Annotated in this window: 16 protein-coding genes and 2 pseudogenes; 4 read left to right on the plus strand and 14 right to left on the minus strand. The window is 39.7% G+C overall.

Annotated features, from left to right (window positions below; genetic code table 11):
• Window positions 1-2: 2 nt before the first annotated feature.
• Window positions 3-1,259, plus strand: a complete 1,257-nt coding sequence (locus AXK38_06510) for a transposase (GenBank protein ID AMH89652.1) — start codon at window positions 3-5, stop codon at window positions 1,257-1,259.
• Between the two features lie 143 nt (window positions 1,260-1,402).
• Here AXK38_06510 and AXK38_06515 read toward each other — a convergent pair whose 3' ends face one another.
• The 9 genes from AXK38_06515 to AXK38_06555 all read right to left on the minus strand — a co-directional run bounded on the left by AXK38_06515 (window position 1,403) and on the right by AXK38_06555 (window position 9,766).
• On the minus strand, window positions 1,403-2,359 hold the full coding sequence (locus AXK38_06515) for a sugar ABC transporter permease (GenBank protein AMH88913.1): 957 nt from the start codon (window positions 2,357-2,359) through the stop codon (window positions 1,403-1,405).
• Between the two features lie 2 nt (window positions 2,360-2,361).
• Window positions 2,362-3,420: a branched-chain amino acid ABC transporter permease gene (locus AXK38_06520; GenBank protein ID AMH88914.1), complete on the minus strand. Its 1,059-nt coding sequence runs from the start codon at window positions 3,418-3,420 to the stop codon at window positions 2,362-2,364.
• Complete coding sequence (locus AXK38_06525; protein AMH88915.1) at window positions 3,413-4,948, minus strand: heme ABC transporter ATP-binding protein; 1,536 nt, start codon at window positions 4,946-4,948, stop codon at window positions 3,413-3,415. Before AXK38_06525 ends, AXK38_06520 begins: the two co-directional genes overlap by 8 nt.
• Window positions 4,949-5,091: 143 nt before the next feature.
• A complete protein-coding gene (locus AXK38_06530) occupies window positions 5,092-6,144 on the minus strand; it encodes a hypothetical protein (GenBank protein ID AMH88916.1) in 1,053 nt (350 codons plus the stop codon).
• An 89-nt stretch (window positions 6,145-6,233) separates the two neighbouring features.
• Window positions 6,234-6,623, minus strand: coding sequence for a cytidine deaminase (locus tag AXK38_06535; GenBank protein ID AMH88917.1), 390 nt, complete (start codon window positions 6,621-6,623; stop codon window positions 6,234-6,236).
• On the minus strand, window positions 6,610-7,272 hold the full coding sequence (locus AXK38_06540) for a 2-deoxyribose-5-phosphate aldolase (GenBank protein ID AMH88918.1): 663 nt from the start codon (window positions 7,270-7,272) through the stop codon (window positions 6,610-6,612). The genes AXK38_06535 and AXK38_06540 overlap by 14 nt, the downstream gene beginning before the upstream one ends.
• Before the next feature lie 19 nt (window positions 7,273-7,291).
• On the minus strand, window positions 7,292-8,569 hold the full coding sequence (deoA, locus tag AXK38_06545) for a thymidine phosphorylase (GenBank protein AMH88919.1): 1,278 nt from the start codon (window positions 8,567-8,569) through the stop codon (window positions 7,292-7,294).
• The gene (locus AXK38_06550; GenBank protein ID AMH88920.1) at window positions 8,566-9,147 is read right to left on the minus strand and encodes a 16S rRNA methyltransferase; all 582 of its coding nucleotides are present in this window, start codon (window positions 9,145-9,147) and stop codon (window positions 8,566-8,568) included. The genes deoA and AXK38_06550 overlap by 4 nt, the downstream gene beginning before the upstream one ends.
• Before the next feature lie 214 nt (window positions 9,148-9,361).
• Window positions 9,362-9,766 (minus strand): hypothetical protein, encoded by a 405-nt coding sequence (locus AXK38_06555; protein ID AMH88921.1) that lies wholly within the window; start codon window positions 9,764-9,766, stop codon window positions 9,362-9,364.
• A 200-nt stretch (window positions 9,767-9,966) separates the two neighbouring features.
• On the opposite strand from AXK38_06555, the gene AXK38_06560 reads away from it, so the two are divergent.
• The 3 genes from AXK38_06560 to AXK38_06570 all read left to right on the plus strand — a co-directional run bounded on the left by AXK38_06560 (window position 9,967) and on the right by AXK38_06570 (window position 11,756).
• The gene (locus AXK38_06560) at window positions 9,967-10,887 is read left to right on the plus strand and encodes a pantothenate kinase (GenBank protein ID AMH88922.1); all 921 of its coding nucleotides are present in this window, start codon (window positions 9,967-9,969) and stop codon (window positions 10,885-10,887) included.
• Between the two features lie 67 nt (window positions 10,888-10,954).
• Window positions 10,955-11,191, plus strand: a complete 237-nt coding sequence (locus tag AXK38_06565) for a 30S ribosomal protein S20 (protein AMH88923.1) — start codon at window positions 10,955-10,957, stop codon at window positions 11,189-11,191.
• A gap of 52 nt (window positions 11,192-11,243) precedes the next feature.
• Window positions 11,244-11,756 carry a topology modulation protein gene (locus AXK38_06570; GenBank protein ID AMH88924.1) on the plus strand — a complete coding sequence of 171 codons (513 nt, stop codon included), beginning with the start codon at window positions 11,244-11,246 and terminating at the stop codon, window positions 11,754-11,756.
• Window positions 11,757-11,986: 230 nt separating this feature from the next.
• On the opposite strand, the gene AXK38_06575 is transcribed toward AXK38_06570, so the two are convergent.
• From AXK38_06575 to AXK38_06595, 5 genes and pseudogenes are all read right to left on the minus strand, one after another.
• Window positions 11,987-12,718 carry an NAD-dependent deacetylase gene (locus AXK38_06575; protein AMH88925.1) on the minus strand — a complete coding sequence of 244 codons (732 nt, stop codon included), beginning with the start codon at window positions 12,716-12,718 and terminating at the stop codon, window positions 11,987-11,989.
• A gap of 229 nt (window positions 12,719-12,947) precedes the next feature.
• Window positions 12,948-13,658 (minus strand): purine-nucleoside phosphorylase, encoded by a 711-nt coding sequence (locus AXK38_06580; protein AMH88926.1) that lies wholly within the window; start codon window positions 13,656-13,658, stop codon window positions 12,948-12,950.
• A 727-nt stretch (window positions 13,659-14,385) separates the two neighbouring features.
• A complete protein-coding gene (locus tag AXK38_06585; GenBank protein AMH89653.1) occupies window positions 14,386-14,880 on the minus strand; it encodes a hemolysin in 495 nt (164 codons plus the stop codon).
• A 450-nt stretch (window positions 14,881-15,330) separates the two neighbouring features.
• Window positions 15,331-15,939: pseudogene (locus tag AXK38_06590) on the minus strand (hemolysin).
• Window positions 15,916-16,992: pseudogene (locus tag AXK38_06595) on the minus strand (hemolysin). Before AXK38_06595 ends, AXK38_06590 begins: the two co-directional pseudogenes overlap by 24 nt.
• Window positions 16,993-17,151: the final 159 nt, after the last annotated feature.

The following is a 17,151-nucleotide window of genomic DNA, read 5'->3' on the forward strand; positions in this document are numbered from 1 at the left end:
CTATGGAACAATTACATTTTATCACAAAATTACTAGACATTAAAGACCCAAATATCCAAATTATGGATGTCATTAATAGGAATACCCACAAGGAAATCATCGCTAAACTGGACTACGACGCTCCATCTTGTCCTGAGTGTGGAAGTCAAATGAAGAAATATGACTTCCAAAAACCGTCTAAGGTTCCTTACCTTGAAACGACTGGTATGCCTACTAGAATTCTCCTTAGAAAACGTCGATTCAAGTGCTATCATTGCTCGAAAATGATGGTAGCTGAGACTTCTCTCGTCAAGAAGAATCACCAAATCCCTCGTATCATCAACCAAAAGATTGCCCAGAAGCTAATTGAGAAGACTTCTATGACCGATATTGCCCGTCAGCTGTCTATTTCAACTTCAACTGTTATTCGCAAGCTCAATGACTTCTGTTTTAAGTCTGATTTTTCTTACCTCCCTGAGATTATGTCCTGGGACGAATATGCCTTCACTAAGGGAAAGATGAGTTTCATTGCTCAAGATTTTGATAAGCTCAATATTATCACTGTTCTTGAGGGTAGAACACAAACTATCATAAGAAATCATTTTCTGCGCTACAATCGCTCTGTTCGTTGTCAGGTGAAAATCATTACTATGGATATGTTTAGTCCTTACTATGACTTGGCTAAACATCTTTTTCCGTATGCCAAAATCGTTCTAGATCGCTTCCACATTGTACAACATCTTAGCCGTGCTATGAGTCGTGTTCGTGTCCAAATCATGAAGCAATTTGAGCGAAAATCTCATGAATATAAGGCTATCAAGCGCTACTGGAAACTCATTCAACAGGATAGCCGTAAACTGAGTGATAAGCGATTTTATCGCCCTACTTTTCGCATGCACTTAACCAATAAAGAGATTATTGACAAGCTTTTGAGCTATTCAGAAGACTTGAAACACCACTATCATCTCTATCAACTCTTGCTTTTTCACTTTCAGAATAAGGAACCGGAGAAATTTTTCGGACTCATTGAGGAAAATCTAAAGAAAGTTCATCCTCTTTTTAAGACTGTCTTTAAAACCTTTCTAAAGGACAAAGAGAAAATCGTCAATGCCCTTCAGTTACCCTATTCTAATGCCAAATTAGAAGCAACCAATAATCTCATCAAACTTATCAAACGCAATGCCTTTGGTTTTCGGAACTTTGAAAACTTCAAAAAACGGATTTTTATCGCTCTGAATATCAAAAAAGAAAGGACGAAATTTGTCCTTTCTCGAGCTTAGCTTTTCTTCAACCCACTACAGTTGACAAAGAGCCACTAAAAGGACTTAGTCCTGTCCAATACAGAACTAAATCCTTTGCTTAAATTAATTGTCTAACTTTTGGGGGTCAGTACATTGAACAGAACTGACGTTTTTTTGTATGCTTATTTTGATTTGATATAGTTGATACCATCTGCTTTTGGTGCAACTGCTTTTCCAAAGAAGGCTGCCAAGACAAGAATTGTCAAGACATAAGGTGCGATTTGAAGATAAACCGCAGGCACTCCTTGTAGAAATGGCAATTGAGAACCGATAACAGCCAAACTTTGTGAAAGACCAAAGAAGAGACTAGAAAGCATGGCTCCGATTGGATTCCATTTTCCGAAGATCATCGCAGCAAGAGCGATAAATCCAGGTCCAACAATAGTTGTCACTGAGAAGTTAACTGAGATTGATTGAGCATAAATCGCTCCGCCAATCCCACCCAAGAAACCTGAAATGATAACCCCTAAATATCTCATCTTGTAGACATTGATTCCCAAGGTATCCGCTGCTTGAGGGTGTTCACCGACAGAGCGGAGACGAAGACCAAAGCGAGTCTTGAAGAGGATAAACCAAGCAAGGAATGAGAAGACAATGGCCAGATAACCAAGTAGACTAGTTGACTTGAAGAAGATATCTCCAATCACTGGGATATTTGCCAAGACTGGAAAGTCAAAGCGTCCAAAAGTCTGACTTAGGTTGTCGGTTTGCCCTTTGTTATAAAGAACTTTCACCAAGAAAACAGCCAAGGCAGGTGCCATCAAGTTCAATACCGTACCACTGACAACATGGTCTGCACGGAAATGAACCGTCGCCGCTGCGTGGATGATAGAGAAGACAGCACCAACCAATCCTGCTACAAGCAAGGATAACCATGGAGTTGCTGCTCCAAATTGTTCTGCAAATTCAAGGTTAAAGACAACTCCAGAAAAGGCACCCATAACCATAATGCCTTCAAGGCCGACGTTTACCACACCACCACGTTCAGAGAAAACACCACCGATACTTGTAAAGATGAGGGGTGCTGAGTAAATCAGCATAGAAGACACCAAGAGGGTGAGCAAGGTTGTAATAGACATCTTTACTTACCTCCTTTAACTTGTTTTTTCGGTTTGACAAAGCGTTCGATAAGGTAATGAACACTGACAAAGAAGATAATAGACGCTGTTACAATGCTGACAAGTTCAGACGGTACCTGCGCCGCATTCATACCTGGGGCTCCAACTTGGAGAACACCAAATAGGAAGGCTGCAAAGAGAATACCAATTGGTGAGTTTGCCGCAAGCAGACTAACCGCCATCCCGTTAAATCCAACAGCCAATGACGCCCCTTGAACATAGACGTTCTGGAAGGTTCCAAGTCCTTCAACAGCACCACCAAGACCAGCCAAGGCACCTGATATAATCATTGATAGGATAATCGTTCGTTTGGCAGAAATACCAGCATATTCTGAAGCATGTGGATTAAGACCAACTGCACGAATTTCAAAACCAAGAGTTGTTTTCTTGAGCAAGAACCAAATCACTGCAACTGCAATGATGGCAAAGAAAATACCAATATTCATCCGTGAATTACCAGTCAACTCAGCCAACCAAGGTGTCTGATAGGTTGCGTTAGCCCCAACACGAATCGTCGAATCTGTACTTTGCATGAAGTCTTTAGGAAAGGCATGGATAAAGGCATTCCCTACATACAAGACAATGTAGTTCATCATGATGGTTACGATAACCTCTGACGTCCCTAGATAGGCTCTAAGAATACCTGGAATCGCTCCAACAATTCCTCCTGCAATCAAGGCAATCACGATAGTTGCTAGAATCATCAAGGGACGTGGCATATCTGGATGCGACAAGGCAAACCAACCACTGAGAATCCAACCAGCCAAAGCCTGACCAGGAAGCCCAACGTTAAAGAAACCAGCACGACTGGCAACAGCAAAGCCAAGACCAATCAAGACCAAAGGCCCCATGGCACGGAAGATTTCCCCAATCCCACGCAGACTACCAAAGGCTGTATAGAACAATTCTTCGTAGCCCCAAATAGCATCATAACCGAAGATCCACATGACAATGGCTCCGAGTAAAATTCCTAGAAAGACAGAAATCAAGGGAACCGAAATTTGTTGTAATTTTTTAGACATCACTCTTCTCCTTTCCCAAGTTTCCACCAGCCATCAAGACACCAAGTTCTTGCTTATTGGTTGTTTCTGGTGACACAATACCTTGAATCTTCCCATCGTGGATAACGGCAATACGGTCTGAGACGTTTAAAATCTCATCCAATTCAAAGCTGACAACAAGGACAGCCTTCCCATTATCACGCTCTTCAATCAAGCGTTTGTGGATATATTCAATGGCACCGACATCCAAACCACGAGTTGGTTGGCTGACGATAAGGAGATCAGGATCTCGATCAATTTCACGAGCAATAATTGCTTTTTGTTGATTTCCTCCTGAGAGTGCAGCTGCAGGCACATATTCACTAGCAGCACGAACATCAAATTCTTCCATTAGCTTTTTAGCATAAGAAGTAATATTTGAATAGTTCAAAATCCCATTTTTACTATGTGGTTCTTTATAGTAGGTTTGAAGGGCAATATTTTCAGAAATCATCATTTCCAAAATCAAACCATCACGGTGACGGTCTTCTGGAACGTGTCCAACACTCAACTCTGTAATCTGACGTGGATGCAAGCCTACAATTGAATCTCCTTTTAGCTCAATGCTACCAGATTCAACCTTGCGAAGACCTGTGATTGCTTGAATGAGTTCAGACTGACCATTTCCATCAATCCCCGCAATACCAACAATCTCTCCGGCACGAACATCCAAGGATAGATTTTTTACAGCTGGGACACCACGGTTTTCATTGACCACCAAATCTTTGATTGACAAGACTACTTCTTTTGGTTGAGAGGCTTGCTTCTCTGTCTTAAAGGAAACAGAACGTCCTACCATCATTTCAGCCAAATCTGCATTGGTAGCTCCTGCAATTTCGACGGTTTCAATAGATTTCCCACGACGGATAACTGTAACGCGGTCAGAAACTGCACGAATCTCATCCAACTTGTGAGTGATCAAGATAATTGATTTTCCTTCTTTGACAAGATTTTTCATAATAGCCATCAACTCATCAATTTCTGATGGAGTCAAAACAGCCGTTGGTTCATCAAAGATCAGGATATCAGCCCCCCGATAAAGGGTTTTTAAAATTTCTACACGTTGTTGGGCTCCAACTGAGATATCTGCTACCTTGGCAGAAGGGTCAACAGCCAAGCCATAACGTTCAGAAAGAGCCTTAATTTCTTTGCTAGCTCCAGCGATATCTAGCACACCATTTTTAGTCAATTCACTACCTAAAATGATGTTTTCAGCCACTGTGAAGGCTTCTACCAACATAAAGTGCTGGTGAACCATTCCGATTCCCAAGCTAGCTGCTTTAGATGGTGAGTCGAGGTTAACAACTTGACCGTTGACCGCAATTTCACCACTGGTTGGTTCAAGAAGCCCTGCTAACATGTTCATTAGCGTGGACTTACCAGCCCCATTTTCTCCTAAAAGTGCATGAATTTCACCTTTTCGTAGGTGAAGGTTGATTTTGTCGTTGGCAACAAATTCACCAAACACCTTGGTAATATCACGCATCTCAATGACATTTTCGTGTGCCATGTGCTCTTCCTTTCAGAGTCTTATTTTATTTCAATAAAACTTGCTAGTTTGTCTAGTAGCAAGCTTTACTGAGACAAAATGACTTTGCCTCAACTCTTAAAAAAGCGGCCGAGGGCCGCTTCCTAAGAAATGACTTCCATCCATTATTTTTCAGGAACTTTTACGCTTCCATCAAGGATTTTAGCTTTAGCATCTTCAACAGCTTTTTTACCTTCTTCTGAAAGGTTTGTTACCGCTAAGTCAACCCCTTTATCTTTCAATGAGTAAACGATCACTTGACCGCCAGGGAATTCACCTTTTTCTGCCTTATTAGCAATATCTTTTACAGTTGTACCAACTTGTTTCAAAGTAGATACAAGAACAAAGTTTGATTCTTTTCCATCTTTAGAAGTGTATTTACCTTCTCCTACTTGGTCACGGTCAACACCGATAACCCAAACTTTTTCACTTTCAGGACGGCTTTCGTTGAGTGATTTAGCTTCTGCAAAGACACCTGCACCTGTTCCACCTGCTGCTTGGTAAACAACGTCTGCACCAGCTGCGTATTGTGCTGCTGCAATTGTTTTACCTTTAGCCGCATCACCAAATGAACCAGCGTAGTCAACTTGTACTTTGATAGATGGGTCTACTGACTCAACACCAGCTTTAAATCCAGCTGCAAAACGTGAGATAACTTCAGACTCGATACCACCTACAAAACCAACTTGTTTTGTTTTAGTTGTTTTAGCTGCTGCAACACCTGCAAGGTAAGCAGCTTCGTTATCAGCAAATGTTACGCTCGCAACATTCTTTTGATCTTTAATCACATCATCAATCAAGACATAGTTCAAGTCAGAGTGGTCTTTGGCTGCTTCTTCAACTGCATTGTGAAGGGCAAAACCAACTCCGAAGATTAGGTTGTAACTTCCAGCCGCTTGTTGCAAGTTGTTAGCGTAGTCAGCTTCACTTGTTGATTGGAAGTAAGTGAAACCTTTATCTTTTGAAAGATTGTGTTCTTTACCCCAGTATTGCAAACCTTCCCAAGCTGATTGGTTGAATGATTTGTCATCAACACCACCAGTATCAGTGACGATTGCTGCTTTTGTCTTCACATCAGAAGATGAAGCTGCGTTACGAGAAGAGCGGTTACCACATGCAGCAAGTCCAACTGCTGCCACTGCAACTAGACCAAGGCCTAGCCATTGTTTCTTGTTCATTACTGAACCTCCTAAATAAGATGTGCAACGATGTTGCAAGTATGGATTGGTTGGCCACAAGGACCGTGCCACTCAGAGAGCGACTCAGACTAGTTTAAGTCTGTAAAAGAGTATGGAAGTAACTCCCCGACCGTCATCTCGACCGTCGATTTATCTTTTGCGACTAAAGTCACTTTTAGATCTTGTTCAAAAAATTCAGCCATCACTTGGCGACAAGCACCACATGGCGAAATTGGTTTTTCAGTCTGTCCATAGATAATCAATTCTGAAAACTCTCTTTGGCCTTCGGAAACTGCTTTAAAAATCGCTGTACGCTCTCCACAGTTGGTCAAAGAATAGCTAGCATTCTCGATATTGACACCTGTATAAATGTTCCCATCTTTCGCCACCAGAACAGCGCTAACAGGAAAGTGAGAATAGGGGACATAGGCATGTTTGCTGGTTTCAATTGCTAGTTCAATCAACTCAGTAGTCGCCATCTGCCAATTCTCCTTTTAAAATGGCTACACCAGCTGACGTTCCGATACGGGTCGCACCTGCTTCAACAAAGGCAAGAGCATCTGCATAAGAACGAGCTCCACCAGCTGCCTTGACTCCCATATCAGGTCCAACAGTTTCACGCATTAATTTGACATCTGCTATCGTAGCTCCACCAGTTGAAAAGCCAGTAGATGTTTTGACAAAATCAGCTTCCGCTTTTTGGGCTAATTGACAAGCCACAACTTTTTCTTGGTCGGTCAATAAGCAAGCTTCAATGATGACTTTCACTAACTTGTCACCACTTGCTTCTACTACTGCGCGAATGTCAGACTCAACCAAATCAAGATTACCTGATTTGAGAGCTCCAACATTGATCACCATATCAATCTCATCTGCACCATTTTGGATAGCTTCTTTGGTTTCAAAAGCTTTCACTGCTGAAGTTGTTGCTCCCAAGGGAAAACCTATTACTGTACAAATCTTGACATCTGTACCTTCAAGCCCTTTTTTAGCATGTTCAACCCAGGTCGGATTGACACAAACACTGGCAAAATCATACTCTCTAGCCTCAGACAACAAACAATCAATTTGTTTTTCTGTCGCTTCCTGCTTCAAAAGCGTATGATCGATATATTTATTTAATTTCATATACGGATTCTCCTGTCGTTTATGAGATAATTTCTATAATTTCTCGTAAACTTCGCACCCTATCATTTATTTTAACATATTTTTGAAAATCTGTAACTAGCTGAGGAGAAATTTTTCCATTTGTGTATACTTTTGCAACAATTTCTCCCTTTTGAACGGAATCTCCAACTTTCTTTTCAAAAACAATTCCAGTTTCATAGTCCAAGTCATCGGACTTGACTGCACGGCCTGCCCCCAGTCTCATAGCATAAAGACCAAATTCCATTGCTGGAAGAGCTGAGATAATACCCGTTTCCTGGGCAGGGATTTCTACCACATGGGCAACATTGACAGGACGGTAGAGGTCTTCCAAGTCCCCACCTTGGGCTTGCACCATTTCCTCAAACTTAGCCAGTGCTTGGCCATTTTCAAGATGTTGGCGAACTTCCTCAACTGTCTTGTTTACATTTGCCAGACCAAGCATAATTTGAGCCAATTCACAAATAAAGTGGGTAATATCCTGACGGCCTTGTCCTTGTAAAATCTCCAGTGCTTCAAGGATTTCCAGACGATTTCCAATCGCTCGTCCCAAGGGCTGACTCATATCCGTAATCACTGCTACCGTCTTTCGACCAACTGCCTTACCAAGATCCACCATGGTTTGAGCCAGTTCACGCGCCTCATCAACAGTTTTCATGAAGGCACCCTCTCCGACAGTTACGTCTAGCAAAATAGCATCCGCTCCTGCCGCGATTTTCTTGCTCATCACCGAACTCGCAATCAGAGGAATCGTGTCAACAGTTGCAGTTACATCACGGAGAGCGTAGAGAAGCTTGTCAGCTTTAACCAGCTGGTCTGATTGCCCAATGACAGATACTCCAATGTCCTGCACCTGACGAATGAAATCTTCTTGACTGCGCTCGACTTGATAGCCCTTAATGGACTCCAATTTATCAATTGTTCCACCAGTATGACCGAGACCACGACCACTCATTTTGGCCACAGGCACACCAAAGCTAGCCACAAGAGGAGCCAAAATCAAGGTTACCTTATCACCAACACCACCCGTAGAATGCTTGTCAACCTTAACCCCATCAATAGCTGATAAATCAAACTCTTGTCCAGTCCTAACCATATTCATAGTTAGGTCAGAGATTTCTCGTGTCGTCATTCCTTTAAAATAAACAGCCATAGCAAAGGCAGACATCTGATAATCCGGAACAGTTCCTGACACATAGCCTTCAACTAGCCACTCAATTTCACTCGAAGTCAGTTCTTGACCATCTCGTTTCTTTTGGATTAAATCAACTGCTCTCATTCGTTCACACTTCTAAGGATATAGTATCCCTTATCTTTTTTGACGATTTCACAATTGCCAAACACTTCCTCCATCTTGGACTTAGCACTTGGGGCCCCTTGTTTTTTCTGAATAACGATTGTTAAATCTCCACCAGTTTCCAAGAAATCTTTACTTTTCTCAATGATTTCATGAACCACTTGCTTGCCTGCACGGATAGGAGGATTAGAAATGACGTGGTCAAAATTCCCTTCAACTTGTTCATAGATGTTAGACTGGAAAATCGTCGCTTCTATTTTATTTCGTTCAGCATTTTGTCGCGCTAAATCCAAGGCACGATTATTAATATCGACCATGGTCGCCTGAGCTCCATAAGCCTTAGCCAAAGACAAGCCCAAAGGCCCGTAACCACAGCCTACATCAAGGACAGTTTCTCCTTGGTTGACCTCTAGACACTTGAGCAAGAGTTGACTTCCAAAGTCAACCATTTTCTTGCTAAAAACACCCGCATCCGTTAAAAAGGTCATTTTTTCTCCCAACAACTCCACTCTCAACTCATGAATATCGTGAGCAGCGTCAGGATTTTCTGCATAATACATTTTACTCATGACACTATTTTACCATAATTTGCCTTAAATTGTAAATCGTTTACAAATTGATAATAAAACGAAAAAGAGTGAAGAAAGCTAGTCAAGAGAACCTTTTCTTCAATCTATTTCAACACTTATAAATAATAAGGAATTTAGAACTAAAAATATCATAGTCAGGATAAGACAATAAATTTAATGTCTATAATCAGTCGCATTTTCATTACTATTGCTTAACCTTAAAATACTTTATTATCAACAAAATTCCCAACAAAATGTTTAGATAAAAGCCCAACTGATAAGTTTGTGTCAGGAATTCCAAACTTGTCCAAAGTCGTATCAAATCTTCTAATGACATACGGAAGAGATACCCTTCTGTAGCAATCCACAAAATCAAAAATAGATAACTTCCAGCAGCAAGCCATTTCGTCCATCGTTTTTTTAGCAGCCAAGCAATCAAGAGCGAACAGATAAAGACAACTGTTACAATGGCATGTTCCATCAAAAAAGTAAAACCGTAATAGATTTCCACAAAGCGTCTACCATTATCCGCATTGACCCCTTTTATAAAAGGTAAGGCAAAACTTAAAATAAAACAGAGTTCCAATATATAAGGTTTTAAGATTTTCATGACACACCTCCTATAAGTTGTGAATCCCAAAGCCCCCTTTATTAGCTTATAAGTCAGGAGAAAGTAGCTCCTACTTCATCAATAAATTGGTCAACCTCTATCTACCTCTATTATACGATATTGGCTTACTATCATCAAGAAACCGCTTTATTTTTTTAGCTTTTTATGGTATGATAGACAAAATATCTAGGGGAAAATAAATGACCAACGAATTTTTACATTTTGAAAAAATCAGCCGCCAGACTTGGCAATCTTTACATCGAAAGACAACACCTCCTTTGACTGAAGAGGAATTAGAATCTATCAAAAGTTTTAATGACCAGATTAGCTTGCAGGATGTTACCGATGTCTATCTCCCCCTAGCTCATCTCATCCAGATTTACAAGCGTACCAAGGATGATTTGGCCTTTTCAAAAGGAATTTTCCTTCAACGTGAAAGTAAATCCCAACCTTTTATCATTGGTGTTTCTGGTAGTGTTGCCGTTGGAAAATCCACAACCAGTCGCCTACTTCAAATCCTACTGTCCCGTACCCTTACAGATGCTACGGTTGAATTGGTAACAACTGATGGTTTTCTCTATCCCAACCAGACCTTGATTGAACAAGGGATTTTAAATCGCAAGGGATTTCCTGAAAGCTATGATATGGAAGCTCTTCTTAACTTCTTGAACCGAATTAAAAATGGACAAGATGTAGATATTCCTGTCTATTCTCATGAAGTCTACGACATCGTACCTGAGGAAAAGCAAAGTGTCAAAGCTGCTGACTTTGTGATTGTCGAGGGGATCAATGTCTTTCAAAATCCACAAAACGAGCGTCTCTACATTACTGACTTCTTTGACTTTTCCATCTATGTTGATGCGGCAGTCGATGACATCGAGAGTTGGTATCTAGACCGTTTCTTGAAAATGCTGAGTCTAGCCCAAAACGACCCCGAAAGCTACTATTATCGTTTTACTCAAATGCCAATCGGGGAAGTGGAGTCCTTTGCCCATCAAGTCTGGACCAGTATCAATCTCACAAATCTACAAAATTACATTGAACCAACCAGAAACCGTGCGGAAGTGATTCTTCATAAAACAAAGAACCATGAAATCGATGAAATTTACTTAAAAAAGTAATTTTCCCTTGTCAAAACGTAAGTTTTCAGATATAATGGTATAGTTAGTAAATATGGAGGTAAGAACATTGGCAAACATTAAATCAGCTATCAAACGCGCTGAATTGAACGTTAAACAAAACGAAAAGAACTCAGCTCAAAAATCAGCTATGCGTACTGCTATCAAAGCTTTCGAAGCAAACCCATCTGAAGAACTTTTCCGTGCTGCTAGCTCAGCTATCGATAAAGCAGAAACTAAAGGTTTGATTCACAAAAACAAAGCAAGCCGCGACAAAGCTCGTCTTTCAGCTAAACTTGCTAAATAAGAAACAGTCCATAGAGGCTGTTTTTTTGTCCTCAAATAGGAAAAGGTAGAAAATGAAAATTGCAATTATCGGATATTCTGGTGCTGGTAAGTCAACTCTAGCAGAAAAGTTGTCTCACTACTACTCCATTCCAAAACTTCACATGGACACACTCCAATTTCAACCTGGTTGGCAAGACAGCGACCGCGAATGGATGTTGACCGAGATGAAAAACTTTCTTACAAAGAATGAATCTTGGGTTATCGATGGAAATTATTCTTGGTGTTTTTATGAGGAAAGAATGCAGGAAGCTGACCAAATCATCTTTCTCAATTTTTCCCCATTAACCTGTCTCTTTCGAGCCTTTAAACGGTATCTCAAATACCGAGGCAAGGTTAGAGAAAGTATGGCTAAGGGATGCCCCGAGCAATTCAACTGGGAATTTATTCGTTGGATTCTCTGGGATGGTCGAACAAAAAATGCTAAGGATAGATACCAATACTTAAACAATACTTACCCAGAAAAGATGTATATTCTCCATTCTCAAGCAGAGATTGATTGTTTTTTGCGATCTTTAAAAAAGTAAACAGTATAGTAGCATTTCATTAAAATCAGCATGCACTGATTGACTAAAAAAGGAAGTTTTTCATCCAGAAAGTCTTCCTTTTTTCCTTTTATTCAACAATTAAAAATAACTCGAGCAATTTATAAATCAACAATAAAATTCCCCTAGAAATGAAGAGAATCTTGTTCATAGTTTCTGAGTTCGTGATACAAAAAAACTGAAGGAAGTATAGTCCTACTTCTTTCAGTTTTTTATTGTCTCAATTTAGAAAAAACTTCTCCAATCTTACCTTCGATAACTAAATCAGCTTGGCTGTCTTGAGGAGTGCTGGACTTGTTGATAACGACAAGATTTGATCCTGAAAAATAATTGATTAGGCTAGCTGCAGGGTAAACAACTAAGGAAGTTCCACCAATGATCAACAAATCTGCTTGCTGAATGGCTCGAGCTGCGCGACTAAATACATCCATATCTAGCGCTTCCTCATAAAGGGTCACGTCAGGTTTGACCACCTTGCCACAATCTAAACAGTAGGGAACTGGACCTTCAAGTTCCAAAAAGGCAGTCAAATCATAAAAGCGATGACAGCCCAAACAATAATTACGATCTGCACTACCATGCAGTTTCAAAACTTTCTGAGATCCTGCTATTTCATGGAGACTATCGATATTTTGCGTCACAATCGCCTTTAATTTACCTGTTTTTTCCAACGACGTTAGATAATCATGTGCTAAATTCGGCTTGGCATCAGGATAGACCAGATACTTTTTGTAGAAATCAAAAAAATCCTCTGGATAGCGCTCAAACATAGTGCGTGAAACCAGTTGCTCGGCAGTAAAATGGCGACCTAGTTTCAGACTATATATACCATCTGAACTACGAAAATCTGGAATATTAGACTCTGTAGAAACCCCTGCACCACCGAAAAAGACAATGCTCTGACTTTGATCAATAATACCTTGTAATTGTTTAATCTTATCCATTTTGTACTCCTAGGAATTTTCAAGTTAAAAAGTTGAAAGTCTTGACTTCTTGTCAACTTGGCTTCCAACTTTATTTGATTATGATTTAGATATTAAACTGACTAGTCTCGGTCCTTTGACACAATTAGGCTTCCTTCAATTTCCTTATTCTTACCTATTTCAGGATTGATTCATTGTTGATAGTTATCATTTTGAGAACAAGAGAAATCATTCTAAATATAGCCTACCTTTAGTCTGCAATCAATGTTTCCAAACCTACCTTCATCATATCAGTGAAGGTGTTTTGACGTTCTTCTGCAGTTGTATCTTCATCTGGATTAACCAAACTATCTGAAATAGTCATAATAGCTAAAGCATCAACATGGTGTTGAGCAGCAAGATAGTAAAGAGCCGCTGCTTCCATTTCCACAGCCTTGACTCCCCATTTACCAAGTTCGATGTTCTTTTCAAAGTAGTTTGAGTAAAAGACATCAGATGATAAAACGTTCCCAACGTGGGTTGTCATACCGAGTTCTTTAGCGATATGGTAGGCCTTATCAAGCAAATCAAAGCTAGCGATTTGTGGAAAATCGTACTGTGGCCAGTCATTACGGACGATGTTTGAGTTAGTTGCAGCTGCCTGCGCCAAAACCAATTCACGGACGTGGACATCTTCATTCAAAGAACCCGCAGTTCCCACACGGATCAATTTCTTCACACCGTAGTCCACAATCAACTCACGCGCATAAATCGAAATCGATGGCATCCCCATCCCAGTTCCCATGACTGATACACGGTGACCTTTGTAAGTACCTGTGTAACCAAACATGTTACGAACTTCGTTAAAGCAAACAGCATCTTCAAGAAAATTCTCAGCGATAAATTTCGCACGAAGAGGATCCCCAGGAAGAAGAATTTTATCAGCAATTTCACCCTGCTTAGCAGCAATATGGATAGACATAATTTATGATACAAAGAGCGAGAAGAAAACGACTCAAAATTAGGAATCTGACAAGAAATCCTGATTTCTCAGTCAGATTATCTATTTTCCGAGTTTTCTGCTTGTGTTCAAATCAAAACACACGCTCTACCTTTCTTTTTTGTATATTTAGGATAACAACAGAGAACAAAGTAAAAATAGGAAATCCGACAAAGATGTAAGGCATCTAGGAGGATTTATCTTTTTTACAAAGCCTCTAGCCCGGGGGCAATTCAAACCCGAACTGCCCTTCCTTTCTGTGAGTATTTTTTTAGAAAAAATTTCCGCTCGTGTTCAAATCAAAACACACGCTCTACCTTTCTTTTTTGTATATTTAGGATAGCAACAGAGAACAAAGTAAAAATAGGAAATCCGACAAAGATATAAGGCATCTAGGAGGATTTATCTTTTTTACAAAGTTCTCCGCTCGTATTCAGTTCAATGAATACAGTTAACCCATCCTTTCTTTATTCTAAAATTTATAATCAGAAAGATACCAAACCCGTCAAAAAGCAAAGGGAAAATAGGAGTTGGGTGCAGTGAGCGATGCTTGCTAGACCAACTATCTTTTTCCCACTGCTTTTAGGGTGGGTTCAATTCCTTTCTTTCTTAATTTTGTTCTTTCACAGAGAGCTACCTAAGTTTCATTAAAACCCAGGTAATTCTTTTCTTATAAGCTAGACAACCTAACTGTCATTGTATCATCAGATTACAAGACATCATCATCACTCACCTTAGAATTCAATGTTGTTCCCCAGTGAGTAATTTTTCGATGTGGTTGGGCGAGAAGAGGTCTGTTGTCATAGATTGTTTGCCATCTATTCCAGATAAGACCGGTTCTCTTTTCGATCTTAATTCGAAGATTACGCATATTAGACTTAATTGGGAGATTGAGGATAGAACCTGCGGTCTGATTGCGCCCATTCCCTTCCCAAGAACGACTTCGGACAACTGATTGCCCATTTTTATCTACTGTAACTTCTTCCCACGATATTGAATAACGTGCAATATAAGCACCACTATGTTGAATAGTTAGGGTTTTATCTTTTACAGGAGTGTAGTTTAACAGTTGTACAGGCTTAGAAGCTTGAGTAGTTACATTATTTTTAGCTACAAATCGAAAAACTTCTACTTCTGCAAGGCTGAGAGCTTGATTTTTTTGACGCAATTGAATGCGAACACGGCGACCTGGTTTACCATTCAACTGGAGATCTAAACTGCTTCCTTCTAAGCGAGAAACATATTGTCTAGTAACTTCTTGCCCTTTTTCATCATATAAAATCACATCAAAGTCTGACAGACGTTTAGAAAGTTCTCCATCCCCACGGTTATGAAGGCGAACAAGCCCTACCTGTTCTGTACGACCTAAATCAACTTCCCACCAAGGCTGGTTTTCAAATTTTGTATGAGTAATTGATTGCTGACTATAACTACTATTGGTATTGCCATCCAAGGCACGACTAGCATCTCCACCAAAATCAGTAGAACTTTGCTGAGCTTGTTTTTTCCAAGCGATATTCTCAGCACGATACACTTGGACTTCTGCAAGACTGAGAGCGTTATATCCATCTAACTCGATGCGTACAAAACGAGCTTTCTTATAATCAATTGAAATCTGAGCGAAACTATCTCGTAAGTATGCAATGCGCTTTCTTTCAATTTCTTTTCCAGAACTATCCAAAAGAATCACATTAAAATTAGTCAGTCTATCTTGAGCAGCATCTGTTCGATTGTAAATATTAATCTGGCGAATCGTTTCTTCCTTATCTAAATCGACTTGCCACCAAGGTTTTGATTGAAAATCTGTATGAGTGACAGAATTATGTCCGTAATTTCCATCTAATTTCCCATCAACTGCTCTTCTAGCATCTCCTCCAAAAGCTGTCGAACTTTGAGTTACTCGTTTCCCTAGAGCTATATTTTCAAGAGGTTCAGGGCTTGGTTGACTAGATGACAGAGGGACTTGTTGTTTCTTAAAGAAATAAACTTTGTCCAATTTTTGATCACGATATCCCTGTTTATCAAGCGTATCACGTTTTCCAATATTAAAATTCGGGATAGCATTCATTCTACTTTCAAAATAACCACGCGAACGGTGTTTGAAACTAGAGTTACCTGTAAAAGTTACAATATCATTATCATTACGAATCAAAGATGTCACAACATTATCATTATCGACCACATAATGTTTTATTTTACCAGATAAAGCCAACTTACGACTTTCTAACCCTACATCCCAGAAACCATTTTTAGCATTCCAAATAGTTCTGGAAGTAATCACTTTAGGAGCACTGAAAGTCGTCACTTTCCTCAATACATGGTTATAAAAATCAGGATATTTTTGGTAAGCTTCAACCGCTGCAATCTGAGCTAGGTAGCCTCCAAGAGAATGACCTGTCATATACAGATTGGTAATGCTGGAATCCTGCGCCAGTTCTTTTACAACATTACGGATATCATCCGCTTGTGCAGGTTTATTTCCTCCAAACAAAACAAAATCTGTACTTAAATCTTTCGCATCATTCAGTCTTGTTCCACGTATAGCCAACATATGCACCGTTCCATCTTTGAGATAAGGGAGATCGCTCTTGGTCTCAAATAAGAAAGCATCCAAGCCACTTGCTGTATGATAAGCCTTTTTCATCTTCCAAAATGGTGCCAGTTCATTGTGCATCATTTTATATTCTTGACGATCAAGGTAAAGACTTGGAAAAGGATTTTTATGATCTAGAATTTTGTCAATGTAATCATCATTACGATAAGCCAACTCCATAAAAAGGAGGGAATCACGATCTGTGACATACCATTGTTTCTTGTTATCATCTTCCCCGTCTTCTAGTCCATCTCCATCACTATCTGCTAGTAAAGGATGGCTATGGTATCCTAAGTAGTCTTTCCCATCTTTATTGTAAATATACAATTCATCCTTATTTTTTATTCCATCATGATCATCATCTCCATCAGGATCTAAAAATTTTCCACCGTATAAAGAATTATCAACAAGTTCCTTCTCTACATGGAGCTCCCCTTTAGAAATTTTGACAAAGTCTGCCTCTGTTACTGGACGAGAATTTTTCGGCTCATCCTTTAGAATTTCCTCTTTCTTCAATTCCTCATGAGGCACAGCAGATTCTTTTTGATATAATTCTTCTCCTGCTTTTTCTTTCTGAGTTTTAACAACTTCTTTTGTTTCTAAAGTTGATTGAGCAGCTGTAGTTTTCTCCTCTGTAATAGATATTTCCTGTTTTTTATCAGGATTTTCTAGTTTTGTCGGACTATCCGTTGCATTTACTACTAAAGGAGTTTCATTTTTCACAACTGGACTTCCTTCATTGGCAGAAATTCCTGTCGGTGCTAAAAAAGCAAATCCAACTGCAACAGATACAACTCCGATACTTAATTTTTTTATACCAAAACGCATAATTCGTTGATCAATTCTCATTTATTCATATATCTTTCTATTATTTTCACCCTC

Source organism: Streptococcus mitis (assembly GCA_001560895.1).
Lineage (GTDB): Bacteria > Bacillota > Bacilli > Lactobacillales > Streptococcaceae > Streptococcus > Streptococcus mitis_Q.